Here is a 25376-nt window from a genome sequence, read left to right on the forward strand (position 1 = left end):
TCCTCCCTATCATGAAGGATTTTTAGTTTATCATGTTAAAAAATTCGCATTATCTGCTATAATTCAATTTTATTTCGAAGTCGTTTCACATAATTACGACTTACTGGAATCGGTTGCTCATCATATTTATCTAAATACAGATTATATGTTCCATTATAGTAAGGCTTTAACTCTTGTACATATGACATATTAATTAAATAACTTTTATGCACACGTAAAAAATCATATGCATTTAGCTTATTTTCTAGCTCCTGGAGTGTATATGTTGAAATATACTGATTATTTGTTGTATAAATTGAAACTGTTTTGTTTTCCTTATTTTTGCTTACATATACAATATCTTCAGGGAAAATATACCGAATCCCCTCTTGACCTTCTATCGGTAGTTTACGCAAATAGCTCTTTGCTTTCTCACCTTGCTCTTTAGCCATTCTATATAAAAGGAATTGCAAATCTTCCTCGCGAAATGGGCGTAGTAAATAATAAACTGCTTGAAAACGAAATGCTGTAATGGACTCTTCTATATCTTCACCCATAAAAATAAATTTCGTATAACAATTTACTTCCCGTAATAAACTCGCATATTCAAAACCCGTTCCATCTAGTAATTTTGAATTTAAAAAAACAAAATCTGGTGTATGCTTCTTCATCATAAATAAGGATTCTGTTCCTGTATTTGCTTCAAAACATTCTACATTCCTTATATTTTCAGTAAATTTTTCAGCTAAACTTCTTCGCTCTTCTGCATCTTCCATGATCAGTAAAATTTTCATTTCTTCAACCACCTAATTCTTTTGTCCGTATGTCCTGTTGTATACATTCGCTTTTATAAGGAACATTCCCTTTTTCTTACTATACCATTATTTATCTAAAAAAACAGAAAAAAGGGAACCATCATGGTTCCCTCTGCCCTTTTATTCCGTTATTTGTAGGCAGTAAAACCCACTGAATGAGAAAACATGAGCTCTTAGTTTTACTACTCTAAAACATAATTGGTACGGGCCAATTATGAGATCACTTACCGATTAAAGTTTTACCTTATACTAATTCTCGTTGTTTCGTTTCTTGCCCAAGTATAATTACAGCAAATACGCCTATTAAAATTGATCCACAGAAAATCGTAAATATTAGTGATAGCGAAGCCTGTGAAGCAACTAAATATCCTACTAATAGCGGTCCAAGAATACCACCAATACGACCGAATGCTGCCGCCATCCCTGCACCTGTACCACGAATAACCGTTGGGTATTGTTCAGGTGTATAGGCATATAATGCACCCCAAGCACCTAAATTAAAGAATGATAGTAACATGCCTGCTACGATTAATACCGTTAATGACTCTGCCACTCCAAATAAGTAAGCACTGCAAGCTGTACCAATTAAATACGTAACCAAAACAAACTTACGACCAAGACGTTCAATAAACCAAGCAGCTGTGAAATAACCTGGCAATTGAGCTAACGTCATAATAAGTACGTATTGGAAACTTTTTATTAAACTAAATCCTTTTAATACCATTACACTAGGTAACCAAAGGAACATGCCATAATAGGAGAAGACAACAGAAAACCATAAAATCCATAACATAATTGTTGCCTTACGATATTCCCCAGACCAAACTGACTTTATATTTTCGATAACGGATGGCCTTTTTTCAACCTTTTGGAATCTTGGAGAATCCGGTAAATTCCATCTTAAATATAAAGCATATAGCGCTGGAACCGCACTCAATATCATCGCAACTTCCCAACCATATTTCGGTATAACAAAATACGAGATAAGAGCTGCGATTAGCCATCCACCTGCCCAAAAACTTTCTAATAGCACAACTATTTTGCCACGTTCATGTGCTTCAACACTCTCCGATACTAATGTAGAAGCAACTGGAAGTTCTCCACCAAGCCCCATACCAATTAGAAATCGTAAAACAAGGAACATAGCAAGTGTCGTCGTTAAAGCCGTTAAACCACTACCGATAGAAAATAATAATAATGTAATAATAAAGACTGATTTCCGCCCTATTTTATCTGATAGTATTCCAAAAACGAGCGCCCCGACCGCCATACCAATTGAATTAATGCTGCCTATCCAGCCCATTTCTTGGGTACTTAATCCCCAATCTTTTTGCAGCGCTACCATTACAAATGAAAGCATTCCAACATCCATTGCATCAAATAACCATCCAAGCCCCGCTATACCAAGTAGCTTTCGCTTCGAAATTTCTTTCACCTTGCCCACAAGAAGTCCTCCTTACACAGCTGTCTTTACACATCATTTTACATGTGTGAATTGTATAAGTAAAATACTTTCGTGTAAAAAATTCTCCTTCATCATTCCCAAAAAGTAAAATACTTATCCGACTATTTGAGGGCAGTAAAACCCCTCACCTCAAAATTCAGCTGAAGCAAAGGCGGATAGATTAAAAAAACATGACCATTAAACACCCGATTAGTGAGTGCCCGCAATCGGTAGTAGATGAATAAAAACTCACTTTATTAAAAATGGACAAATAAAAAAGTAGCGATAGAACGCTACTTTTTTGAACGCATGACTTCTTTTAAAAATTCCGCTAATACTAACTGACGACGCCAACGCGTTGGATTGCTACACAATCTATAAAACCACTCTAAATGAATCGCTTGAATCCATTTTGGTGCACGTTTTACCTCTCCAGCCCATACATCTAAACTTCCGCCTACTCCAACAGCCATTTTCGTTTCTAAACGATGCTTATTCGTTTGGATAAAGTTCTCTTGTCTCGGGAAACCAAGTGCAACAAGCAATAAGTCTGGTTTTGCCTTTTGAATACGAGAAACAATATTCTCTTCTTCTTCTTGTTTAAAATACCCATCTTGTATACCCACAATAGATACAGCTGAATACGTCTTCGTTAAATGATCTGCTGCAGCTTGTACAACATGTGGTTTTGCACCTAATAAGAAAACTGATACTGGTTTACTGTCTTCTGATAACGCCGCAAGTAAATTACACATTAAATCAAAACCTGCTACACGTTCCTTTACAGGTGTACCTAACATACCACTTGCTTTTACGACTCCAATACCATCAGGTGTAATTAAATCTGCATTTAATAATGTTTGATGGAATGCTTCATCCTTTTTTGCACACATAACAATTTCAGGATTTGCTGTTACTACCTGAAAAGTATGTGTTCGCTCCACTTCTAGTTGTTCTTTTAAATATTGGACCGTTTCATCCATTGTCATTGTAGAAAAAGGAACGCCTAGAATATCAACTGTTTGTACTGCCATAGTTAACTATCCTCTCTATCATTACAAGTTTTTCGCTATTAATTGCTTATATGTTTCCTTTGTATCTTCATATAGTTTTTGAAGTGAGAAGTTCATAATAGCATGCTCATAAATATGTTTCCCCATTGCTGCTAATTCTCCAGTTTTCCACTTATCATACGCTTCTTCTAAAGCTAATGCTAATGCCCTTCCATCATCTGTTGGCACAATCCATCCGTACGTTTCATCTACAATTAATGGTTCAATTTCTCCAGCCCTAGTCACAATTGATGGTACGCGTTGATTTGCCGCTTCTAATAAAACTAGTGGGAACCCTTCACTATGGGAGGTTAATAAATTCACATGTGACGACGCAAATAATTGTTTTACATCTTGACGATGCCCTAAAAACTCAACTTTATTATTAATCCCTTTTTCAGTAGCCAATGACTTTAGATTTTCTTCTAACGGGCCATCGCCAACTAACAATACTTTAATTTTCTCTAATTTTGTTCGTTGTAACGCATCAAATAGAACTTCATGTCCTTTCACAGGATGCAATCGTGCTACTTGGATTGCCGTAAATACATCTTCATCAATATTGAACATTTCTTTTTTATTATAACCTTCTGCTTTTTCCTTATCGTATTCAATTCCATTATAAATAACATGCATCTTTTCATTAGAAATACCTAAAGCAGCTAAACTTTTCTTTAATCTATTTGTTACAACAAAAAATAAATCTACATTTTTTAAGGATTTCAAATTTAATTTCGTAAAAACCCAACCTTTTAAGCCTTGTTTAGTAAAGTCTTCAAATGGATCACTATGAATAGTCGTTACCCATTTTGCCGTTATTCTCTTTTTCATTAAAGAAACATAGAAATTAGCCCTAGGACCATGCGTATGAACTATATCAAATTTTTCATTATTAATGAATTCGCTTATATTCTTTAAAATAGATAAATCATAGCGGGATTTTTGTGAAAACACATGGACTTTTATCCCTAACTCTCTTGCTTCTTTCGCAACAATTCCATCTTCAAATACCGCTAATTCTACTTCACCAGTTGGAAACTGATCGAGAAGTGAAATAATATGTGTTTTCCCTCCCCCATCTTCTGCTCCTGCATTCATATGCAATATCCTCATATTTTTTCCTCCTTTAAATCCTCGCCACATTTCCATCTATCTTTATTTTACTGTACTAAAAAATAAAAGCTAACAAAAGTTAGCTTTTATTTTAATCATTCAATTTCTAAGTCTACAATTAGATAAGCTAACACCACTACAAAGTAGATCCCAACTCCTGGTGCTGTTAAAATATGTCCTGCAATATAAGCAATACCTAATGCTAACAATAAGCTTGCTGCAATCATTCCATATTTTATATTAAATATCTCTTTAAACCTTGTAATAAATACTAATAGGATTCTTAAGCCGTAATAAATAAATGGAATCATTAGTAATGCAAAACCAATAATCCCAAAGTCATAAAACCAATCATGAAAGTCCATTTCAATTAGCTTTGGATCTGGCTGCTTTTGTTCATTATATTTAAAATTACCTGCATAACCCATTCCTAATAACTTTTGTGACGTTGGCGCTTCTTTAAAGAACTGCTTATGTCTTTCTTCATATACTTGACGTCCGCTGAAAATAAGATTTTCTTGATTTTCTTTCTTTTGCTCTTTCTCAAGCTCTTTCTTAACTTCCTCTTCTATCTTTGCCTTTTCTTCTGGCTTTTCACCTTTATGATGAGTTTCTTCTTTTGCTTTAAGTTCTTGCTCTTTTTTCAGCTTCTCTTTAATTTCTTTTTCTTTTTGACCTTGCTGTGCCACATTTTGCTCTGATAAATAGTTATTGTGAATGCCCATATTTTGTGCTAATGGCGTTTGTTTAAACGTTCCAACTACACCAGCTAATAGGACAATAGCAATTACTGCATTAAGCGCAAGGGATTTTTTGTTCGGATTTTTTCTATCAAATAATAATTGTAGTACAATGATCCCGATTGCTGCCGCTAACGTAGCACCAATTGAGCCCATTCCTACTTTCGTACCGACCTGAATTAATGAGTAAATCATTAAAAGCGATGGAATCCAATATAAAACGTGTTTCCAGCTCTTTGTCTTTTGAATAGAATATAGTACCACAATAGGGAAAATAATAGCTAAGATTGAACCTAGTTCATTCCCTGCATAGAACCAACCTCGAGAACCTACCTTCATCCATTCATAACTACCAAAGTCAGTAGATGTTGAAATAGAAATAACCATAATTGCGTTAATGATTAATGTAGAATATACAATACTATTTCGAACCTTATCACTAATATTAACTTTCTTTTTCAATGATTTTAAAGCTAAAATATATGACCCCAGCATGATATATATATATAATGCTTTCGCAACGAATTTAACTTCTTCACCAAGTACAATAGGATCCTTAACTAGTTTGTTATTAATAAATCCTACCCCTAAAACTCCGGCTAATAATATAAGATAAATTAAAAACTTTCTATTTTCCTTCTCTTTTGCCTGAATTAAAATGTAAATACCACCAACAGCCATAATAAGGAATCTTACTAAAATTCCAACGGTAGCACTTGACTTTAATAAAGTGATGCTAAGAGACGTTAATAAATCTAAAACAGGCTGTAAAATAATAAAAAAGAGCAAAAACCGCTCAAATCTAACCCTAGCTTGATTTGCTAACATTCCAAGACCTCCATACAAAATCTTAACATTATCTTTTAATCATAATTTTTTATCATTCAAACACACCTAGCAATTATAACATAACTCATATTCAAATCGAGAACTATTTTTCCAGCTAAAACTAGCCAGGACAAGTATTAATCAGTAATAGAAATTACTGTCCTTTCGCTATACTCCCTATTTTTACAAAAGCTATCTAACAACCATCCCCTTATTTTTGTCAGTATATACATATTTTTTTATCATTTTATACAGATGTAAACAACATACCTAACATTGTAACATTTTACCAACTAGGTAACACCAAAAAAATGTAAAATTAATCTTTTCATATCTTCTTCAAATTACTTTATAGCTATTTTTCAAACATTTTCAAACGCTTTCTTTATGTATTTTATCCGTTTTTCTACATGTAGCGAAAAGTAATTGTTATTTCCAATACTTTAGTGTATATTTTTTCTCTGGAACATCTTTAAGAGGAAGGGATTAAGGCCATGTTATTAATCGATATATTTACGTTTCTTGGCATTATCGCCGCTGCCATTTCTGGTACATTAGTTGGTTTAAAAAAAGATTTAGATTTATTCGGTGTCCTTTGTTTAGCTGTAGCTACTGCGCTCGGCGGCGGTATTATTCGTGATATTATGATCGGTAACCTGCCTCCCGTCGCATTTGTTAAACCCATTTACTTTTTCGTAAGCGTATTATCAGCATTATTTACTTGTATGTTTTTTGAGCGTATCAATAAACTTCAAGTTGTTATTATGCTTTCTGATGCTGTTGGCTTAGGCGTTTTTACAGCTATTGGTGCAAATGCGGCAATGTCACATCATGTTGACGCCTCATTTTTAGTTGTTTCAATGGGAGTCATTACAGGTATTGGAGGCGGTATTTTGCGTGACATTTGCGCTCAAGATATCCCCTACGTATTCCGAAAAGAAATTTACGCCATCGCTTCTATTTTAGGGGCAATTAGTTTCCTAATCACATATGCAATGGGGGCACACGTATTGGCTTTCTATGTTTGTTTATTAGTAACATTCATTATTCGTGTTGTCACTGTCATATATAATGTACATTTCCCAGTTTTCTTTAAAACACATGCTAAAATTAATAAAGGTCATTAAGAGAATTCTATATGGAATTCTCTTAATTTATATACTATTCTACACACTAATATAGAGTAATTGCATATAAATATATATAATTATATTAGAACCAAAAAATGAAAACGCTTTACAAACAGGGGGAAGAACGATGCTTGGGGTTTTTAAAAAACATAACAATACAACAAACGTAAGTATACTTGAATTAAGTAAGAATCAACAAATCACTTTTAACGTTCCTACTAATTCTGAACTGAAAATTCAAATGGATATGCTACATATTTCAAAAGAAGATTTACAAATCGTAAAGGTACTACAACCTTTTATTTATGAAGAAATTGATTGGATTACTGAAAAATTCTATTCCAATATTACACAACAGCCTAATTTAATTACGATTATCGAACGTTATAGCTCTATTCCAAAACTAAAGCAAACTTTAAAAACACATATAAAAGAATTATTTAGCGGAGATATGCATGAAGACTTTATTGAACAACGTGTTAGAATTGCAAAAAGACATGTACAAATTGGGTTACATAGAAAATGGTATACTGCCGCTTATCAAGAATTATTCCGCTCTATCATGAAGATTTTAAAAACGAAAATTACAACAATTGACGATTTTTCTTATTCTATAAACGTAATAAATAAATTACTTACTCTTGAACAAGAACTCGTTATTGCGTCTTATGAATCTGAATATGAAAGAATGCAAAAAGAACTTGAAAAAGAAAAAGAAATAACAGCTATGACCATTACGCATATTGCAACAGAACTAGCATCTGTATCTGAAAAAACAAGCGCTTCTATTCAGCAGTTAACCGCTAAATCTGAAACGATTGTAGAAATCGCTAAAACAGGTACGTCATTAGCTACAACATCAGAAGAAAAAGCAAATAAAGGTAAAGAACAATTAAATGAGCAAAATAAACGAATGGAATACATTCAAACGAACATGGAAACGATTATTACAGATACACATGAACTTCTCGATATTTCTAACAAAATTAACGAAATTATAGATATTGTAAAATCAATTGCCGAGCAAACAAATTTACTCGCACTAAACGCTGCAATTGAATCTGCGCGCGCTGGGGAATTTGGCAAAGGCTTTTCTGTTGTAGCTGGAGAAATTAGAAAGTTATCAGAGCAAACGAAAGAATCTATATTTAACGTTACAAAGCTCGTTGAAAAAACAAATGAACAGATTGTTCGTGTCTCTTCTTCCGTGAAACAAATTAGCTCTCTCGTATCTGAAGGAACTGATAGTATGTCTGCAACGGATCAATACTTCCAAGAAATCGTAAAAGACATGTCTAACTCAAAAGAACAGAATAAAAAAATTGAAAATGAGTTAGAAACCATTTCACAAGTAATGAAAGGAATTCAAGACGATTCCTCAAAAATGGCTCTAACAGCTGATAGTTTACAACTAGAACTGAACCGATAGAGCGATTATGTCAGTAGAGATTCTTTATCTCTACTAGCTCTTAGTATTCATCTTCCATCCAAAAAAAGAATCCAAATTGGATTCTTTTTATTTTCTAAAGAATATTTTTTGACAATATACATAACTCATATAAACACCAAAGCTTTGCAAAATAAACAATGCTGGCACAATAAGATTATAATATGCCATATCGACTTGGAAGAGCTTTAACAATACGTATCCGCTAATTAACAATAAGAACAACATATATCCCTCGTTTTGTTGTTTCTTAATAAGGAAGTGTAATAGAGCGATAGTCATAAACAATGTTACCGCTATATATATCAGTTTTTCACATTTAAAAAGAATAGAATTTATTCCCTCATCTGAAAACTGATTTATCACCGGTTCTAAAAGTTTAAATCTTTCTCCCTCAATCTCTTTTAACTTTTGATCAATATGCTCTGTTACACTTTGATTTTTCGATACTTTTTCCTCACGTTGCGTTTTTCCAATTAAGATAGATTGAACATACGTCTCATTCGTAATCGTATATTGTGACAGTCCCATTGTCTTAATTCCATAATTCACACTAAAATGAGCACTATAAAACAGAATAAGTATCCCTATCGTCTTTAGTAACACTTTTTGTTTCGTTGCTGATTGAAACACTTCAATTAATAATACATATATCGTGATAAAAATAGGAATAAATAATCCCATTGGGAAAATCATATTACTACATGCAAATAAAACCGCTGAAAACACCCACATATAAGGATGATCTAATCCTTTATATAAAAGTATGTAGCAAGCAAAATAAAATAAAAATATTGCAAGTGACTCAGGAGTTAATACGGAACTCATGAATATATTTGGAATATACAGAGCATAAAATGTGGAAGCAATACGACCGCATTCTTCTCCAAAAACCATTGCCGCAATACGATAAATAAAAAATGCAGTTCCTGCGCAAAATAACACATTAAATAGTTGTAAAGCAAATAATGTATCACCAAATATACGAATAATTACTGACTCATATATAATAAACGGCAAATGAGTTACAGTCCCTATATTATTACCAATTGCAATCTCCTTTGCAGACTCATACATCACTTTCATATCACCAATTATTGGAGTGTCTACAAATAACAGCATACTAAGCCTCACAACTATAGATATACTTATAAGAAAAATAAGAAATTGTTTGTCTGTAAAACGATATTGTAGAATTGATGCCACTAACAAAATGAGTATGACGAAAATTGCCAATATGATTGTTACACTTGTTGTACTTCCTCCAAAAAATTGCTTACTTGTCTCAAATGCTGTCCAACAACTATAAACAAAAAATGCGAGCATCGCACCAATCGTAATTTTATTGAAGAAAGATGAAAAATTTGTTTGTATATGATTCATATGTCCATTGCACCTCTATTTCCATTCATAACAAAACGATTCTATCATGAATGGGTACACGGCTGATAGGGAATTTCTATGACAAATACATAGTCATTACTTTTTACTTGCAATGTAAGCGAATCCTCTTTTACACTACATTTTAGATAAAATAAATTTTCTTTCAGTTACATGAATACAAATACAGAAGTTTAAATAATCCTCTTTTGGAATACGCTTTACTTTATTAAATATCTAATATGAGTAATCCACTTACACATATTATTCTGATTGAAAACAGACTATAGGGGCTGAATATATGGAAAAGAAATTCATGCGAGAATCAAAAGCAATTAAAACAACACGTGTTTTTCCTAACGATTTAAATAATCACCAAACACTGTTTGGAGGGAAATTATTAGCAGAAATTGATAGTATTGCTTCAATTGCGGCTGCAAGACATAGTCGTAAACATTGCGTAACAGCATCTATTGATTCAGTTGATTTTTTAACTCCAATTCACCAAGCTGATTCTGTTTGTTATGAAGCATTTGTATGTTATACAGGGAAATCTTCAATGGAAGTTTTCGTAAAAGTAATCGCTGAAAATTTATTAGCAGGCGAGCGTAGAATTGCCGCCACTTGCTTCATTACATTTGTGGCAATAAAAGATGGAAAACCTTCGTCCGTACCACAAGTACTTCCTGAAACTGAGGAAGAACATTGGTTACACACAACCGGTTCAGAACGCGCGGAAAATAGAAAAAAAGGACGTTTAAAAAGTAAAGAAATGGCTGAGGTTTTAACTTTAAATAAACCTTGGAATATTTAATACGATACTCTTCCATATACATGCATAGGTTCTTTCTTCCTTGCATGTATTTTTTATACAAAATATTCTCTCTTATCCTTTTATTCTCAATCTGTTCTCTTAAATCATGCACCAGCTTTTCCTTTATTTTGTTATACTGTTAATGGTATATTAAATAAAGTTCGTTTAAAAATAACCATAATATGATTAAGTATATAAGGGATGGTGCGGTAATGACTATTGAAGTACCAATTTCAATACCAAAAACGTTAATTATTATTCCAGCGTATAACGAGGAAGAAGCAATTGCAGATACATTAACAAGATTATTAAAACTAAAACAGCATTTTACTGGATTAAGCATTTGCGTTATTAATGATGGATCACACGATAAAACAGCTCAAATCGTAAAAGAATTTCCTGTTCACCTTGTGAATTTACCCTATAATCTAGGTATTGGCTCAGCTGTACAAACTGGATATAAATACGCATATGAGAATGGATATGATATTGCGATTCAGTTCGATGCTGATGGACAACATAACCCAGATGATTTATATAAAATTATAAAGCCTATCGCTGAAGATGAATGCGATATGGTACTAGGGTCACGTTTTACAGAAAAAACAGCATATAAAGGTAGTATTTCCAGAAGAATCGGTATTTTTTATTTTACTGCCCTATTGAAAGTACTAACAAAACAAACATTTATGGATCCAACTTCTGGATATCGTGCTATCAATCGAGAAGTAATTACAATTTTTGCACACAATTATCCAAAAGATTATCCAGAACCAGAAGTTCTTATTCATTTAAAAAAGAAAAAACTTCGCATTAATGAAATATCTGTAAATATGCAAGAGCGACAAGGTGGACAATCTTCTATCACACCTTTTAAATCTGCATATTACATGATTAAGGTAAGCCTTGCTATATTGATGCAAAAAATCGTGAAAGGTTGATAATAAATGCCTATAATTACCTTTTCATTCATCTTTATTTTATTATTATTATTATTAATTATTAATTCTATTCGTCGCGGAACTTTAGAAACGAAATATGCTGTTTTGTGGATTTTTGTTTGTATTGCAATGGCTATTTTAAGTTCTACCGATAAAATTATAAACTGGATTGGAAAACTATTAAAAGTAGAATATCCCCCTTCCATTTTATTTTTATTTGGATTATTATTCTGTTTCATCTTAATTTTTGACCTAACAAGAAAAATTTCTAAACAACATCATCAACTTGTAACATTAACGCAAGATTATGCGTTACTAAAGCAAAAATTACATGCGACTGAGCCAGACAAAGACTAACCTAATAGTTCAAAGCCAATATAAAAAAACCTCTTAATTTATTTCAAAAATTAAGAGGTTTTTTATTCTCAATAATCATTTATTCCCCTTCACAATCGTTACGATAAATATATCCTACTTACTAACTAAGTAAAAATAGTATAAATAAGAATTTATATGCAATAAACATATTAAAGCCGTTTGAAATACGAGAATTAACCATAAGCCACCACCTTTTTAATAGAAAGTTGATTTACAAAGTTTATATGCGTTAAAATTATACAGATGTTCTTGTAATCTTCTTCCTTTCAAAAGGCTTGTATATATGGTGCAAGACATAAAAAACTTGAGGAGATAAAAATTCTATGATGGAACAAAAACAACTTGTTTCTGTTGTCATACCTCTGTATAACACGGAAAAATATATTGAAGAAACGATGCAATCAATATTAGATCAAACATATAAAAACATCGAAATTGTAATTGTAGATGATGGGAGTAAAGATCAGTCACCTTCTATCGTAAAAAATCTTGCTGAAAAATACCCAGGGCAAGTAAAATACGTTCATCAAAAAAACCAAGGCGTTTCAGTAGCCCGTAATACAGGTATGGAAAATGCTAGCGGAGAATATGTCGCTTTCCTTGATAGCGATGACTTATGGCATCCAACTAAAATTGAGAAGCAAGTCGAAAGTATGCATAAAAACGAAATGGACGCGTGCTATTGTGGTTATATGAATTTCTACGAAGAAACAGGCGAGAAGGTTGAACATACAACAAACTTTATTAAAGGTGATATGACAAAAGCATTCCTAACGCATCAAGTTGTTGCTCAAACAAGTACTTGGATTTTCAAAAGATCTATCGTAATAGATCATAACATTCGTTTTACACCAGGATGTAGTTGGGGCGAAGACTTGGAGTTTTTATTTAAACTTATGAGTGTGACAAATGTATGTTATGTCGATGAATACTTAACATATTACAGAATCTTATCAGAAGGAAATCTTTCTTCTAAATATAAAGATTATGAATTAAAAACGGCAAAAGAGCTGGAAGTATTCAATCGTATGAAAGACTGGATACATAATAAATCTCAAGATTTCATTACAAAAGACCCTCAGTCACTTATTGAGATTCTTGAGACTTATTTATTTCCTTATACAGTCATCAATAACTCTTGTATATATATTAAAGAAAACTCTCAATTAGATAAATCACAAGTTCAATTAATCAAAAAAGATATAAAGAAATATTGCCGTAAAATCTATTCAAAGAATGGAAAGCGTAGTAAAAAACTATATGCAATGCTTTGGTTTGTACGAATTAAATTTCTGTTTTCTTAAACTGAAAATATAACGATACTCTCTTTCTGTGAACAAATCAAAATTACAAATAGGACAAGCTAACCGGGTCCTAAAGAATAGAAAGGTCTTTTCTCATGAAAACAAATAAAATTCTAAAAAATGCATCCTACCTCTTTGTAGGAAACATTACTGTTCGTTTTGTACTGGCTATTGCAACAATTCTCTTTGCAAGATATGTTTCACCAGATGAGTACGGGATGTTTACAGTTGCATTAGCAGTTTCCGCTGTCATTTGCTATTTTACGGATGCAGGTTTGACACATACGTTTATGCGTGAAGGAACAAGAAGCAACGCTAACATTAGCGTATTAATAAGCAGTTATTTACGAATTCGTTTAGTATTAGCTATCGTAATTTCTGTGCTCTTCGCCATTTTCGCTCAGTTCTTCTACACTGATGCTTACTTACGTGCCATGGTATATTGGGTCGTACTACCAACTATGTTTGGAGCTACTTTACAAGGGGTCGGGATGGCCTATTTCCAAGTAACAGAGCGTATGCAATTCACGGCGATTATTTCTGTACTACAAGGTGTGACGGCCGCAGCCGCTCTTCTGCTAGGGATGTCATTTAAATGGTCACTTATGATGGTTGCTGCTATGTACGGAATATCTAGCCTTGTAACAGGAGTCATTGCCTTTATAATGACAATCCGCTATACAACAATTCATAAGGGTTGGAATAAAGGCATTTTAGATCAATTACTTATTTTCACAGTCAATGGCGTTATCATTATGCTTTTACCGCAGTTAGGTCCTATTATCTTAGAAAAAGTTTCAACGAAAGCACAAGTTGGATTCTTTGGGGCCGCCTATAAAATACCTGCTGTACTTTACCAAATACCTGGTGTAATTGCAGCAGCCTTTTATCCAAAATTGTTTGCTTTTGGAAACGAAAATAATATTGATGAACATAGAAAGCTATCTCAATTCGAATTAAAGCTTATGTCTTTCTTAGGGATGGGAATTTCTATCCCGTTTATTGCCGATCCAAGTTTTTGGATTGTAACTCTATTAGGTGAAAAATATGCACCAGCTGGTGATGCCCTTGCAATTTTAGCCTTTATGGTCATTTTACAATCTATCAACTATCCGCTTGCTGATAATTTAACAACAGCTGGTCAACAATGGAAACGTGCAACAACTATGGCAATTGGATTAGCTGTCGCTATCATAAGTTACATCATATTAGGTAGCCAATTTGGAATGATGGGAGCTGCTGTAGCTGCTATCCTTACTGAGATTACATTATTAATCGGATTTTCATTATTCGTTCGTAAAGGATTTTCATTGCTATTCAAAGGAATAATATTCAATACACTAGCATTTATAATTAGTTATGCAATATACCGCACCATACTAATTAGCTTACCACCACTAGTAGCTTTAGTACTTACTGGTATATTGTATGGCATTATTGGCCTTGCAATTGATCCACAAATACGTAGATTAATTTTAGGGGTTGTAAATAAAAAGCTAGGTAGATAAACAATAACAAGGCAAGCTTCTAAATTGTAAATAGAAGCTTGTTTTTTTACTTATATACAATTCCCCTTCATAATAAGAATTTCTAGGTACAACCCCAATATATTTCTCGTACTTCTCTCCACTTAATACAACTGGTTTTACCGTCAAATATAGTATTTCCACAAATTCTTTCATCTGCTTATCAAACAGACCAATGAACTGGATCATTCCTCTTTTTACAGTTATTATTCGTTTGGTATATCCCGTTAATTCCCGTATGTGTTAAATCAATTCCTCACCTGTAATGGCACCATAACCTGATATGTTCCAATTTTGTCCATAGGCCTCGTCATGTGAAGCTAATTCAACTATTGCTTTTGCACCAGCTGGTGTAAAAATATATTCACGGGCAATCTTTTTATCTTCAACAAAGCTAGACATTTTATTTGCAAGTATTCCTTTTAATGTATGATGGACAAGTGTGTTTTCTGCATTTGGACCATAAAAGTCTGGGAAATGAGCAATAAACATTCGTACATTAGCTTGTTTTGAAAATATATACATTTTGAAATGATGGCATTATATGAAAGAATTTAGTATCATGATTCAAGGTACTATTTCAAGTTGGACGGAGGATACTATGAGCTTATTAACAGTTGAAAAATTAGGACATACATTTGGCGATCGTACATTATTTAAAGATGTATCTATGCGATTACTAGCAGGTGAACACGTTGGATTAGTTGGTGCAAACGGCGTTGGTAAATCAACATTTATGAATATTATTACTGGTCAACTTATTCATGACCAAGGTCGTGTAGAATGGACACCGGGCACACATTACGGCTACTTAGATCAGCATACTGTTTTAACGCCTGGACGTACAATTCGTGACGTACTGGCGGATGCATTTTTACCGTTATTCGAAAAGGAAAAAGCTTTAAATGAAGTTACAGAAAAAATGGGAACTGCTACACCAGAAGAGCTAGAAGAACTTCTTGAGCAAATGGCAGAAATACAAGATGCACTTGAAGCAGGTGGTTTCTATTTACTAGATATGAAAATTGAAGAGGCTGCACGTGGTCTTGGAATTGATGCAATTGGTTTAGATCGTGATGTTTCAGCACTAAGCGGTGGACAACGTACAAAAGTATTGCTTGCAAAGCTATTACTTGAACAACCAGAAGTGTTATTACTTGATGAGCCTACTAACTATTTAGACGTTGAACATATTCATTGGTTAACAAATTATTTAAAAGAATACCCACATGCATTCTTATTAATTTCTCATGATACGGAATTTATGAACAAATGTGTTGATGTTATTTTCCATCTGGAATTCACAAAAATGACACGCTATACAGCGACATATGAAAAATTCCTAGAACTAGCAGAGATCAATAAAAATCAACATATAAACGCTTATGAAAAGCAGCGCGAGTTTATCAAAAAGCAAGAAGATTTCATTGCAAAGAACAAAGCCCGTTATTCAACAACAGGTCGTGCAAAGAGTCGTCAAAAACAACTTGATCGCATGGAACTTATTGATCGCCCGGAAACAGCAATTAAACCTGAATTCTCATTTAAAGAAAGTCGTGCAAGTAGTCGCTTCGTCTTTGAAGGTGAACATGTAGAAATTGGATATACACATCCGCTACTACCAAAGCTATCAATGACAATTGAACGCGGTGAAAAAATTGCTATCGTTGGATGTAATGGTGTTGGTAAATCAACGTTACTAAAAACAATCTTAGGTAAAATTAAACCTTTAAGCGGTAAAACGAGTCTTGGGGACTTCTTAGAGCCTGCATACTTTGAGCAAGAGGTTAAAGCTGACAATATAACACCAATTGATGATGTATGGAATACATTCCCTGGCTTAGACCAGCATCAAATTCGTGCGATGTTAGCAAAATGCGGATTAAAAAATGAACATATTTCTCGCCCGTTAAGTCAATTAAGTGGTGGAGAACAAGCAAAAGTTCGTTTATGTAAACTAATGGGTGAAGAAAGTAACTGGCTACTATTTGATGAGCCGACAAACCATCTTGATGTTACAGCAAAAGCAGAACTTAAGAAGGCTATGAAAGCATATAAAGGAACAATCCTTCTTGTATGTCACGAACCGGACTTTTATGAAGATTGGATTACAAAGGTTTGGAACATAGAAGAATGGGCACAACAAAACTCTTAATTATCTAACCTGCCCTTTATACTGTAACTTAACGTACAAAGGGCAGTTAAGTTGAATCAGTAATAAATTTTGATAAGGAGTTTTCAAATATAATGGAAAGTACATTCTCTCTCAAACTTAATACGTTTTTTGTGAAAATTTTATTAGTACTATGTCTAATCATTTCTGGTGCTATCACATGGCATTCGGTAGCAGTGATTAAAGAACATGATGATACTAGCCTCTTAGTTTTAGTACCAGTCCTTATTCTAATAGGTCTTGTATTTTTACTTTTTGGCTATATTTCTAATAAATATATGTCAAAATTGGCATTTTCTATCTCACTAATCATTTTGGCTTTTTCTATTCGATTAATTTGGGTACTCAATATTCAAACCCCTGTAGAAACAGACTTTGCAATGATGTACCATAGCGCTATACAAGCTGCTAAAGGAGACTTTAGTTTCGCACAAAATACTTATTATACTTCATGGGTTTACCAACTTGGATTTACAATGTACCAAGCCTTTATTATTAAGTTATTTGGTGAAGGGACGTTTCTCTTAAAATTTTTAAATATAATCTATTGTACAGGAACAACATTACTAATTTATAAAATAACTTCTTATATATTTAATGAGTGGTCTGGACGAATAGCTGGATTACTATATGCATTTTATATCCCGAGTATTGTATTGAGTTCTGTACTAACAAATCAACACCTTGCTGTATTTTTATTTTATCTAGGCTTCTATTTATTAATTACAAAAGGCCTAAGCAATAAGTATACGTGGATTTTTATAGGGGCTATCCTAGCTTTAGGAGACATCATGCGTCCACTTGGTGCTATAATCTTAATTGCAATAACTATATATGTCTTTTTACAAGGTATATTAGGAAAATCAAGAAAAGAAATTTTTATTTCTGTAAAAAAACTTGGTGGCATTTTGATTGTATTTTTCCTTTTACATCAAATTGTAAGTTATTCATTTATATATTCCGGAATCACACAATACCCTCTCTCTAATCGCGATCCGCTTTGGAAATTCACAGTAGGATTTAATCATGAAACAAAAGGTAGCTATTCTGGTACAGATGCGGAATATATTATGTCCCTTAAACTTGGCGAAGAACGAACTGCGGCCCAAAAAAAGCTAATTCAAGAGCGACTATCTGATCCACAGAAGGTTTTATCTTTATTTGGGGATAAATTTGTACTCATGTGGGCAGATTATGACTCCGCACCATTATGGAGCCTAGTAACATTGGAAAAGACAGATAAGGATATGGTGTCATTAAAAGAGGATCTTACAAAATATGAAAAGTATATGTATACTGCGGCTATGATATTTAGCACATTATCACTCCTTTATCTCATCCTAACTAAACAAAATAAAACACATTACACTCTATTTTTATTACTAATAATCGGTTATGTAGCTATTCATTTCTTAATCGAATACCAAACAAGGTACCGATACTTCATTATCCCTAGCTTTACAATAATTCAAGGCTACGGAATATATATTTTTTATAGTCTAATATCGAAAAAGAAATTCTCATAAAAAGAAAATAAGAAAATACCTTTCAAAATATTTATAATTGCCCTCAATTTTACTTATAATTTACATTTTGAGGGCAATTTTTTTATGATTAATTTCATTTAAAACTTGAAAATATGGTATAATTTTTATTTGTTGTATATGAATAACACTTCTATATTTTTTGTTTTACTTATATATTATTATAAACATGAGGATATTATTATGGAAAAACTCTTAAAGTTTGGCTTAGTAGGGATCTTTAATACACTCATTACAATTATTAGCTTTTGGATATTATTAAAATTCGGTATGAACTACCTTATTGCGAATACCATTGCCTATTCAATTGGTGTTGCCAATAGCTACTATTGGAATAAAAATTGGGTGTTTAAACCTAATAATAAAGGCTCGTCAATGTTCTTTAAATTTCTAACTGTAAATTTAATTGTATATGCTTTTAATACATTATGTTTATTTATATTAGTAAATAAACTTACCTTTAATGCATTAATTGCACAGATCTTCGCAATTGGTTTCGGAATGGTTATAAATTTTGTACTTAATAAAATTTGGACATTCAACCAAACTAAAAAGGTGACTAATTAAATTTGAACAACTTATTAAAAATACGGAGGATGCAACATGCAAAAATTAATTTCGGTTGTAGTTCCTATGTACTTCGAGGAAGAAGTAGCACAAGAATGTTATAACCGTTTAAAGTCCGTTATGCTTCAAAATAACATTAATTACGAATTTGTCTTTGTAAACGACGGTAGTACAGATCGCACAATGGAAATCTTATCTGAGATTGCAGCAAATGATTACCGTACAAAAATTGTTAATTTCGCACGTAACTTTGGTCACCAAGTAGCTGTTACAGCTGGTATTGCTGCCGCAAAAGGTGATGCTATTGTAATTATAGATGCAGACTTACAAGATCCACCTGAAGTTATTCCTGAACTTATTGCAAAATGGGAAGAAGGATATGAAGTTGTTTATGCAAAACGTAAGCAACGTAAAGGTGAAACTTGGTTCAAACTTTTAACAGCTAAGTATTTCTATAAATTCTTAAACTACATGTCTGATATCGATATCCCAAAAGATACTGGTGATTTCCGAATCATCGACCGTAAAATAGCTGATGTTTTCAATCAAATGACTGAGCGAAATCGCTTCATCCGCGGTATGATGTCTTGGGTTGGCTTCCGCCAAACATATGTTGAATATGAACGTGATGAGCGCTTTGCTGGTGAAACAAAATATCCATTAAAGAAAATGATTAAATTTGCATCTGACGGCATTATTGCATTTTCGACAAAGCCATTACGCATCGTTATGTCTTTAGGTTTATTATCAGTTCTTATTTCTATAATTGTCTTACTATATACAATTACTGTGAAAGTCTTTGGACATGGCACGCAAACAGGTTGGGCGTCCATTATGGTTGCTATTACATTCTTTAGTGGTATTCAATTACTTGGTCTTGGAATCGTTGGCCAGTATATTGCTCGTATTTATGACGAAAGTAAAAACCGTCCGATTTATATCGTAAAAGAAACAATTAACATTGATGAAGAAGAGACAGCACTGCAAAAAGAAAAAGTGAATGCATAATAAAAAGGTAACAATGAAAACTATCATTGTTACCTTTTTATATTGTAATAGCCCATAAGCCTCAAACGAAATTCTTTTAAAGTTGGATATGCCTCTAAATTAAACAACATCCCTTGGATAACCGGAATTCTTGGATTTTGCATCCTCATTTCTGCCTCCAAAACATCTAATGTAACAAGCAATTCCTCATCTTCTAATTGATCCGCTAAAGTACGTTTAAACACAATAATTTCTTTTAAAAAATGTTCCTTAACCTGCTCCTTAATAAGCTCTGATTTACAAAGAAATTCTCCAAGCTTTTCTTCATGTAACACAGGTTCTTCTGAAGATTCTACCAATCCATCTACTAAATGATCCACTCTTTTCAAAATAAAAGCAGAGACGTAAGATAAGTCTATTTCTGGCGCTTGTAAAATAATTAGTTCTAAATATCCACGGCATATGCCTTCTACCATAATGACTAAATCTAATAAATATGGCATAACCTTATCACCATAAATAGACAGTAAACTATTCCGATAAAATGCGTGAGACTCTAACTTCATCCGCATCATAAATTCTTCGACTTCTTTATTAAAAGGAATCGCGTTTTCCCTTGCATGCATAATAATAAATTCTTTATGCTTTTGTATATCATTAAACTGGCAATGCAATTGTTTTGCAAATTTTTCACGTGGCAATAACGACTCTTTTTCAATTTCCATCATTTTGTTTTGAATCTTGTCATAGTAATATCGAAGTGTCGCTAATAAAAGTTCCTCTTTTGATTTAAAGTATAAATAAAAGGCTCCCTTAGATATGCCACAAGCTGTCACAATTTCCTGCACCGATGTCGCATTTACACCCTTAGTCGCAAATAACTTCATAGCCATCTCTATAATTAAACGCTCTTTGTCTTTCATATCATGTCTCTCCTAAATTTAATCTCGCATCTTATTATGAATGTATTATACCATCCCTTTTCATTGACGGCTGACCAATTAGTCAGTTATATTATGTATTAGACTGACCAGTTGGTCAATATAATACAAAGGGAGCGCAAACATGAACAAAATTATTAATTTTTCGTTAAAAAATAAGTTCGCAGTTTGGCTACTAACCATTATCGTTACCATTGCAGGTATTTATTCTGGGCTGAATATGAAGCTGGAAACAATTCCTGATATTACAACACCTGTTGTAACAGTAACCACGGTTTATCCTGGTGCTACACCAGAAGAAGTAGCTGATAAAATTTCAAAACCGATGGAAGAGCAACTGCAAAATTTAAGTGGTGTAAACGTTGTTAGTTCATCATCTTTTCAAAATGCATCTTCTATTCAGGTAGAATATGATTTTGATAAAAACATGGAAAAAGCTGAAACAGAAATAAAAGAAGCTCTCACAAATGTGAAACTGCCAGAGGGCGTAAAAGATCCGAAAGTTTCACGTGTAAACTTCAATGCCTTCCCTGTTATTTCATTAAGCGTAGCAAGTAAAAATGAATCTTTAGCTACCTTAACTGAAAATGTAGAAAAAAATGTTGTTCCAGGATTAAAAGGACTTGATGGGGTCGCATCTGTTCAAATTTCAGGTCAACAAGTAGATGAAGTACAACTTGTCTTCAAAAAAGATAAGATGAAAGAATTAGGTTTAAGTGAAGATACTGTAAAAAATGTAATTAAGGGATCGGACGTATCTTTACCACTTGGTTTATATACATTTAAAGATACAGAAAAGTCAGTTGTTGTAGATGGAAATATTACAACAATGAAAGCATTAAAAGAATTAAAAATCCCTGCTGTTCCTTCATCAGCAAGCGGTCAAGGTAGTCAAACTGCTGGAGCTGGTGCACAAATGCCACAAATGAATCCAGCTGCTATGAACGGGATTCCGACAGTTACATTAGACGAAATTGCTGATATTAAGGAAGTCGGAAAAGCAGAATCTATTTCTCGAACAAATGGAAAAGAAGCAATTGGAATTCAAATTGTCAAAGCTGCTGACGCCAACACAGTTGATGTTGTAAATGCAGTGAAAGATAAAGTAACAGAACTTGAGAAAAAATATAAAGACCTAGAGATTATTTCAACATTCGACCAAGGTGCACCTATTGAGAAATCAGTAGAAACAATGCTGAGCAAAGCCATTTTTGGTGCTATTTTTGCGATTGTTATTATTATGCTGTTCCTACGAAATATCCGAACAACATTAATCTCTGTCGTTTCCATACCACTTTCTTTATTAATTGCTGTATTAGTCATAAAACAAATGGATATTACACTTAACATTATGACGCTCGGAGCAATGACAGTCGCTATCGGGCGCGTTGTGGATGACTCCATTGTTGTTATTGAAAATATTTACCGACGTATGTCGTTATCAGGAGAGAAACTACGCGGGAAAGATTTAATTCGTGAAGCTACGAAAGAAATGTTTATTCCGATTATGTCTTCTACCATTGTAACAATTGCTGTATTTTTACCGCTTGGACTAGTAAAAGGTATGATTGGTGAAATGTTCTTACCATTCGCCTTAACTATCGTCTTCGCTTTATTAGCATCGTTGCTAGTAGCAGTTACAATCGTACCGATGCTAGCTCACTCTTTATTTAAGAAAGAGAGTATGAGGGAAAAAGAAGTACATCATGAAGAAAAACCAAGTAAATTAGCAAATATTTATAAACGCATACTTGCATGGGCTTTAAATCACAAAATTATTACATCAAGTATCGCTATCCTTCTATTAGTTGGTAGTCTTGCACTTGTGCCAATCATTGGTGTAAGTTTCTTACCATCTGAAGAAGAAAAAATGATCATTGCAACATACAACCCTGAACCAGGTCAAACGTTAGAAGACGTTGAAAAAATTGCAACGAAAGCTGAGAAGCACTTCCAAGATAATAAAGACGTCAAAACAATTCAATTCTCATTAGGTGGCGAAAACCCAATGAGTCCTGGTCAATCAAATCAAGCAATGTTCTTCGTACAATATGATAACGACACGAAAAACTTCGAAAAAGAGAAAGAACAAGTCGTTAAAGATTTACAGAAGATGTCTGGGAAAGGCGAATGGAAAAACCAAGACTTCGGGGCAAGTGGCGGTAGTAACGAAATCAAGTTATACGTTTACGGAGATAGCTCGGAAGACATTAAGCCTGTCGTAAAAGATATTCAAAACATAATGAAGAAAAACAAAGACTTAAAAGATATAGACTCTAGTATTGCAAAAACATACGCAGAATACACTTTAGTCGCAGATCAGGAAAAGTTAAGTAAAATGGGTCTAACGGCTGCACAAATTGGAATGGGACTTTCTAATCAACATGATCGCCCTGTTCTGACAACAATTAAAAAAGACGGTAAAGATATCAATGTATATGTAGAAGCTGAAAAACAAAATTATGAAACAATCGATGACTTAACAAATCGTAAAATTACAACGCCACTTGGTAATGAAGTGGCTGTAAAAGATGTGATGACTGTAAAAGAAGGAGAAACTTCGAATACAGTGAAACACCGCGATGGCCGTGTTTATGCGGAAGTAAGTGCAAAACTAACATCTGATGACGTTTCAAAAGCATCCGCCGCGGTTCAAAAAGAAGTAGATAAAATGGATCTTCCTTCTGGCGTAGATGTTTCTATGGGAGGCGTTACAAAAGATATTGAAGAATCATTCAAACAACTTGGCTTAGCGATGTTAGCTGCGATTGCTATTGTATACTTCGTTCTTGTCGTTACATTTGGCGGTGCTCTTGCACCATTCGCAATTTTATTCTCGCTACCATTTACAATCATTGGAGCTCTTGTTGCCTTATTAATCTCTGGTGAAACGTTAAGTGTCTCTGCAATGATCGGTGCCCTTATGTTAATCGGTATCGTTGTAACAAACGCAATCGTGCTTATCGACCGCGTTATTCATAAAGAAAATGAAGGTCTATCAACACGTGAAGCTTTATTAGAAGCTGGTGCAACACGCCTTCGCCCGATTTTAATGACTGCAATTGCAACAATCGGTGCTCTTATCCCGCTCGCATTAGGATTTGAAGGTAGCGGCTTAATTTCTAAAGGACTTGGTGTAACAGTAATTGGTGGATTAACAAGTTCAACATTATTAACACTTCTTATTGTTCCAATCGTTTATGAAGTATTAAGCAAATTTAAAAAGAAAAAAGTAAAATAACCAAAAAATAACCTCGCTAACTGCGAGGTTATTTTTTATTTCCAAACAAGATTAGGAAATCACCATAGCCTTCTTTTTCTAATTCCTCTTTTGGAATAAATCGAAGAGCTGCTGAATTTATACAATAGCGAAGTCCATTCGGTCCTGGACCATCTGGAAATACGTGCCCGAGATGTGAATCTCCTTCCTTACTTCTCACTTCTGTACGCGTCATATTATGACTCACATCCATTTTTTCCTTCACACTAGCTGATATAACTGGCTTCGTAAAACTAGGCCATCCACATCCACTATCAAATTTATCTAGAGAAGTAAACAAAGGTTCACCTGAAACGATATCTACATAAAGACCTTCTTCTTTATGATTCCAATACTCATTTCGAAATGGTGGTTCTGTACCATTTTCCTGTGTTACATAAAATTGCATCTCATTCAGTTTTTCCTTTAAATGAGCATTATCCTTTGGCCAATGCTGCTTAATAAACGCATCTCGCCCTGAGCCTTTACGGTATAACTCGTAGCGGAATTCATTTTTTTTATGATATCCTTGGTGATATTCCTCTGCGGGATAAAACGTAGCAGCTGGCAATATTTTTGTCGCAATCGGCTTTGAAAAGCGCCCACTCCTTGCAAGCTCTGCTTTTGAAGCCTCTGCTTTTTTATGTTGTTCTTCATTATGATAAAAAATCACTGTTTCGTAAGACTGTCCGCGATCGTGGAATTGCCCACCTACATCAGTCGGATCAATTTGTCTCCAATATATATTTAATAACTCCTCATACGGCATTTTATTTGCATCAAATGTAATTTGTACTGCCTCATAATGTCCCGTCGTTTCTGAACATACTTCTTTATATGTTGGATTCTCTTTATGACCACCTGTATAGCCAGAAACAACCTTTATAATGCCTTCCATCTCTTCAAATGGCGAAACCATACACCAGAAGCACCCTCCAGCAAATGTAGCTAATTCTACCTTTTCATTTACAGCCATTATTTCACCCCTATTCTATCTTCTTCTTACAGTATGGC

The 25376-nt window shown here is 33.6% G+C and carries 20 protein-coding genes and 3 pseudogenes; 13 read left to right on the forward strand and 10 right to left on the reverse strand.

From position 1 onward, the window contains the following. Positions 1–56 precede the first annotated feature (56 nt). The 5 genes from ACTFRS_RS25030 to ACTFRS_RS25050 all read right to left on the reverse strand — a co-directional run bounded on the left by ACTFRS_RS25030 (position 57) and on the right by ACTFRS_RS25050 (position 5971). On the reverse strand, positions 57–773 hold the full coding sequence (locus ACTFRS_RS25030; protein ID WP_000698249.1) for a LytR/AlgR family response regulator transcription factor: 717 nt from the start codon (positions 771–773) through the stop codon (positions 57–59). Positions 774–1038: 265 nt separating this feature from the next. After that, positions 1039–2238, reverse strand: coding sequence for an MFS transporter (locus ACTFRS_RS25035; RefSeq protein ID WP_087955226.1), 1200 nt, complete (start codon positions 2236–2238; stop codon positions 1039–1041). Positions 2239–2531: 293 nt separating this feature from the next. Then, complete coding sequence (locus ACTFRS_RS25040; protein WP_139868578.1) at positions 2532–3272, reverse strand: WecB/TagA/CpsF family glycosyltransferase; 741 nt, start codon at positions 3270–3272, stop codon at positions 2532–2534. A 21-nt stretch (positions 3273–3293) separates the two neighbouring features. Then, on the reverse strand, positions 3294–4403 hold the full coding sequence (locus tag ACTFRS_RS25045) for a glycosyltransferase family 4 protein (RefSeq protein ID WP_242293754.1): 1110 nt from the start codon (positions 4401–4403) through the stop codon (positions 3294–3296). Between the two features lie 95 nt (positions 4404–4498). Then, entirely contained in the window at positions 4499–5971 is a 1473-nt protein-coding gene (locus ACTFRS_RS25050) for an O-antigen ligase family protein (protein ID WP_139868580.1), read from the reverse strand. Between the two features lie 494 nt (positions 5972–6465). Here ACTFRS_RS25050 and ACTFRS_RS25055 point away from each other — a divergent pair, with 494 nt between their 5' ends. The 3 genes and pseudogenes from ACTFRS_RS25055 to ACTFRS_RS25065 all read left to right on the forward strand — a co-directional run bounded on the left by ACTFRS_RS25055 (position 6466) and on the right by ACTFRS_RS25065 (position 8530). Further along, positions 6466–7098: a trimeric intracellular cation channel family protein gene (locus tag ACTFRS_RS25055; RefSeq protein ID WP_000924376.1), complete on the forward strand. Its 633-nt coding sequence runs from the start codon at positions 6466–6468 to the stop codon at positions 7096–7098. Between the two features lie 250 nt (positions 7099–7348). Continuing rightward, positions 7349–7726 (forward strand): annotated as a pseudogene (locus tag ACTFRS_RS25060) (protoglobin family protein); the annotation flags it as partial. Continuing rightward, positions 7724–8530 (forward strand): methyl-accepting chemotaxis protein, encoded by an 807-nt coding sequence (locus ACTFRS_RS25065; RefSeq protein WP_369805093.1) that lies wholly within the window; start codon positions 7724–7726, stop codon positions 8528–8530. The pseudogene ACTFRS_RS25060 and the gene ACTFRS_RS25065, both read left to right, overlap by 3 nt. An 87-nt stretch (positions 8531–8617) precedes the next feature. Here the strand turns inward: ACTFRS_RS25065 and ACTFRS_RS25070 are convergent, their stop codons facing one another. Beyond that, on the reverse strand, positions 8618–9931 hold the full coding sequence (locus ACTFRS_RS25070; protein WP_440025313.1) for an ArnT family glycosyltransferase: 1314 nt from the start codon (positions 9929–9931) through the stop codon (positions 8618–8620). A gap of 298 nt (positions 9932–10229) precedes the next feature. On the opposite strand from ACTFRS_RS25070, the gene ACTFRS_RS25075 reads away from it, so the two are divergent. The 5 genes from ACTFRS_RS25075 to ACTFRS_RS25095 all read left to right on the forward strand — a co-directional run bounded on the left by ACTFRS_RS25075 (position 10230) and on the right by ACTFRS_RS25095 (position 14873). Continuing rightward, positions 10230–10742: an acyl-CoA thioesterase gene (locus ACTFRS_RS25075; protein ID WP_000412121.1), complete on the forward strand. Its 513-nt coding sequence runs from the start codon at positions 10230–10232 to the stop codon at positions 10740–10742. 212 nt (positions 10743–10954) lie between these two features. Continuing rightward, on the forward strand, positions 10955–11683 hold the full coding sequence (locus ACTFRS_RS25080) for a glycosyltransferase family 2 protein (RefSeq protein ID WP_000151538.1): 729 nt from the start codon (positions 10955–10957) through the stop codon (positions 11681–11683). 6 nt (positions 11684–11689) lie between these two features. Further along, positions 11690–12040: a DUF2304 domain-containing protein gene (locus tag ACTFRS_RS25085; RefSeq protein ID WP_001121772.1), complete on the forward strand. Its 351-nt coding sequence runs from the start codon at positions 11690–11692 to the stop codon at positions 12038–12040. A gap of 344 nt (positions 12041–12384) precedes the next feature. Next, positions 12385–13365 carry a glycosyltransferase family 2 protein gene (locus ACTFRS_RS25090; protein ID WP_000970533.1) on the forward strand — a complete coding sequence of 327 codons (981 nt, stop codon included), beginning with the start codon at positions 12385–12387 and terminating at the stop codon, positions 13363–13365. Positions 13366–13460: 95 nt separating this feature from the next. Further along, complete coding sequence (locus ACTFRS_RS25095; protein WP_440025309.1) at positions 13461–14873, forward strand: oligosaccharide flippase family protein; 1413 nt, start codon at positions 13461–13463, stop codon at positions 14871–14873. Here the strand turns inward: ACTFRS_RS25095 and ACTFRS_RS25100 are convergent. Continuing rightward, a pseudogene (locus ACTFRS_RS25100) lies at positions 14862–15404 on the reverse strand (short chain dehydrogenase); the annotation flags it as partial. The gene ACTFRS_RS25095 and the pseudogene ACTFRS_RS25100 overlap by 12 nt on opposite strands. 31 nt (positions 15405–15435) lie before the next feature. Between ACTFRS_RS25100 and abc-f the strand changes: the two are divergent. The 4 genes from abc-f (at position 15436) to ACTFRS_RS25120 (ending at position 20183) form a co-directional block, all read left to right on the forward strand. Then, complete coding sequence (gene abc-f / locus ACTFRS_RS25105) at positions 15436–17046, forward strand: ribosomal protection-like ABC-F family protein (protein ID WP_440025307.1); 1611 nt, start codon at positions 15436–15438, stop codon at positions 17044–17046. A 92-nt stretch (positions 17047–17138) separates the two neighbouring features. Next, positions 17139–18590, forward strand: a complete 1452-nt coding sequence (locus tag ACTFRS_RS25110) for an ArnT family glycosyltransferase (protein ID WP_139868588.1) — start codon at positions 17139–17141, stop codon at positions 18588–18590. 201 nt (positions 18591–18791) lie between these two features. Beyond that, positions 18792–19175 (forward strand): GtrA family protein, encoded by a 384-nt coding sequence (locus tag ACTFRS_RS25115; RefSeq protein ID WP_000413286.1) that lies wholly within the window; start codon positions 18792–18794, stop codon positions 19173–19175. Between the two features lie 36 nt (positions 19176–19211). After that, the gene (locus tag ACTFRS_RS25120) at positions 19212–20183 is read left to right on the forward strand and encodes a glycosyltransferase family 2 protein (RefSeq protein WP_001170717.1); all 972 of its coding nucleotides are present in this window, start codon (positions 19212–19214) and stop codon (positions 20181–20183) included. Between the two features lie 29 nt (positions 20184–20212). Here ACTFRS_RS25120 and ACTFRS_RS25125 read toward each other — a convergent pair whose 3' ends face one another. After that, positions 20213–21085, reverse strand: coding sequence for a TetR/AcrR family transcriptional regulator (locus tag ACTFRS_RS25125; protein WP_139868590.1), 873 nt, complete (start codon positions 21083–21085; stop codon positions 20213–20215). A 142-nt stretch (positions 21086–21227) separates the two neighbouring features. Here ACTFRS_RS25125 and ACTFRS_RS25130 point away from each other — a divergent pair, with 142 nt between their 5' ends. Continuing rightward, positions 21228–24344, forward strand: coding sequence for an efflux RND transporter permease subunit (locus tag ACTFRS_RS25130; protein WP_139868592.1), 3117 nt, complete (start codon positions 21228–21230; stop codon positions 24342–24344). A gap of 28 nt (positions 24345–24372) precedes the next feature. Here ACTFRS_RS25130 and msrB read toward each other — a convergent pair whose 3' ends face one another. Next, complete coding sequence (msrB, locus tag ACTFRS_RS25135) at positions 24373–24825, reverse strand: peptide-methionine (R)-S-oxide reductase MsrB (protein ID WP_313897259.1); 453 nt, start codon at positions 24823–24825, stop codon at positions 24373–24375. A 45-nt stretch (positions 24826–24870) separates the two neighbouring features. Further along, positions 24871–25338 (reverse strand): annotated as a pseudogene (msrA, locus tag ACTFRS_RS25140) (peptide-methionine (S)-S-oxide reductase MsrA); the annotation flags it as partial. Positions 25339–25376 lie beyond the last annotated feature (38 nt).

The sequence above is a fragment of the Bacillus cereus group sp. MYBK139-1 genome, from assembly GCF_051916915.1.
Classification (GTDB): domain Bacteria; phylum Bacillota; class Bacilli; order Bacillales; family Bacillaceae_G; genus Bacillus_A; species Bacillus_A pacificus.

What these genes read in the sequence shown, in the direction of transcription:
- ACTFRS_RS25030 (WP_000698249.1), bottom strand. Translation starts at nt 773, where the DNA reads ATGAAAATTTTACTGATCATGGAAGATGCAGAAGAGCGAAGAAGTTTA.
- ACTFRS_RS25040 (WP_139868578.1), bottom strand. Translation starts at nt 3,272, where the DNA reads ATGGCAGTACAAACAGTTGATATTCTAGGCGTTCCTTTTTCTACAATG.
- ACTFRS_RS25045 (WP_242293754.1), bottom strand. Translation starts at nt 4,403, where the DNA reads ATGAGGATATTGCATATGAATGCAGGAGCAGAAGATGGGGGAGGGAAA.
- ACTFRS_RS25050 (WP_139868580.1), bottom strand. Translation starts at nt 5,971, where the DNA reads ATGTTAGCAAATCAAGCTAGGGTTAGATTTGAGCGGTTTTTGCTCTTT.
- ACTFRS_RS25055 (WP_000924376.1), top strand. Translation starts at nt 6,466, where the DNA reads ATGTTATTAATCGATATATTTACGTTTCTTGGCATTATCGCCGCTGCC.
- ACTFRS_RS25070 (WP_440025313.1), bottom strand. Translation starts at nt 9,931, where the DNA reads ATGAATCATATACAAACAAATTTTTCATCTTTCTTCAATAAAATTACG.
- ACTFRS_RS25075 (WP_000412121.1), top strand. Translation starts at nt 10,230, where the DNA reads ATGGAAAAGAAATTCATGCGAGAATCAAAAGCAATTAAAACAACACGT.
- ACTFRS_RS25080 (WP_000151538.1), top strand. Translation starts at nt 10,955, where the DNA reads ATGACTATTGAAGTACCAATTTCAATACCAAAAACGTTAATTATTATT.
- ACTFRS_RS25085 (WP_001121772.1), top strand. Translation starts at nt 11,690, where the DNA reads ATGCCTATAATTACCTTTTCATTCATCTTTATTTTATTATTATTATTA.
- ACTFRS_RS25090 (WP_000970533.1), top strand. Translation starts at nt 12,385, where the DNA reads ATGATGGAACAAAAACAACTTGTTTCTGTTGTCATACCTCTGTATAAC.
- ACTFRS_RS25095 (WP_440025309.1), top strand. Translation starts at nt 13,461, where the DNA reads ATGAAAACAAATAAAATTCTAAAAAATGCATCCTACCTCTTTGTAGGA.
- abc-f (WP_440025307.1), top strand. Translation starts at nt 15,436, where the DNA reads ATGAAAGAATTTAGTATCATGATTCAAGGTACTATTTCAAGTTGGACG.
- ACTFRS_RS25110 (WP_139868588.1), top strand. Translation starts at nt 17,139, where the DNA reads ATGGAAAGTACATTCTCTCTCAAACTTAATACGTTTTTTGTGAAAATT.
- ACTFRS_RS25115 (WP_000413286.1), top strand. Translation starts at nt 18,792, where the DNA reads ATGGAAAAACTCTTAAAGTTTGGCTTAGTAGGGATCTTTAATACACTC.
- ACTFRS_RS25120 (WP_001170717.1), top strand. Translation starts at nt 19,212, where the DNA reads ATGCAAAAATTAATTTCGGTTGTAGTTCCTATGTACTTCGAGGAAGAA.
- ACTFRS_RS25125 (WP_139868590.1), bottom strand. Translation starts at nt 21,085, where the DNA reads ATGAAAGACAAAGAGCGTTTAATTATAGAGATGGCTATGAAGTTATTT.
- ACTFRS_RS25130 (WP_139868592.1), top strand. Translation starts at nt 21,228, where the DNA reads ATGAACAAAATTATTAATTTTTCGTTAAAAAATAAGTTCGCAGTTTGG.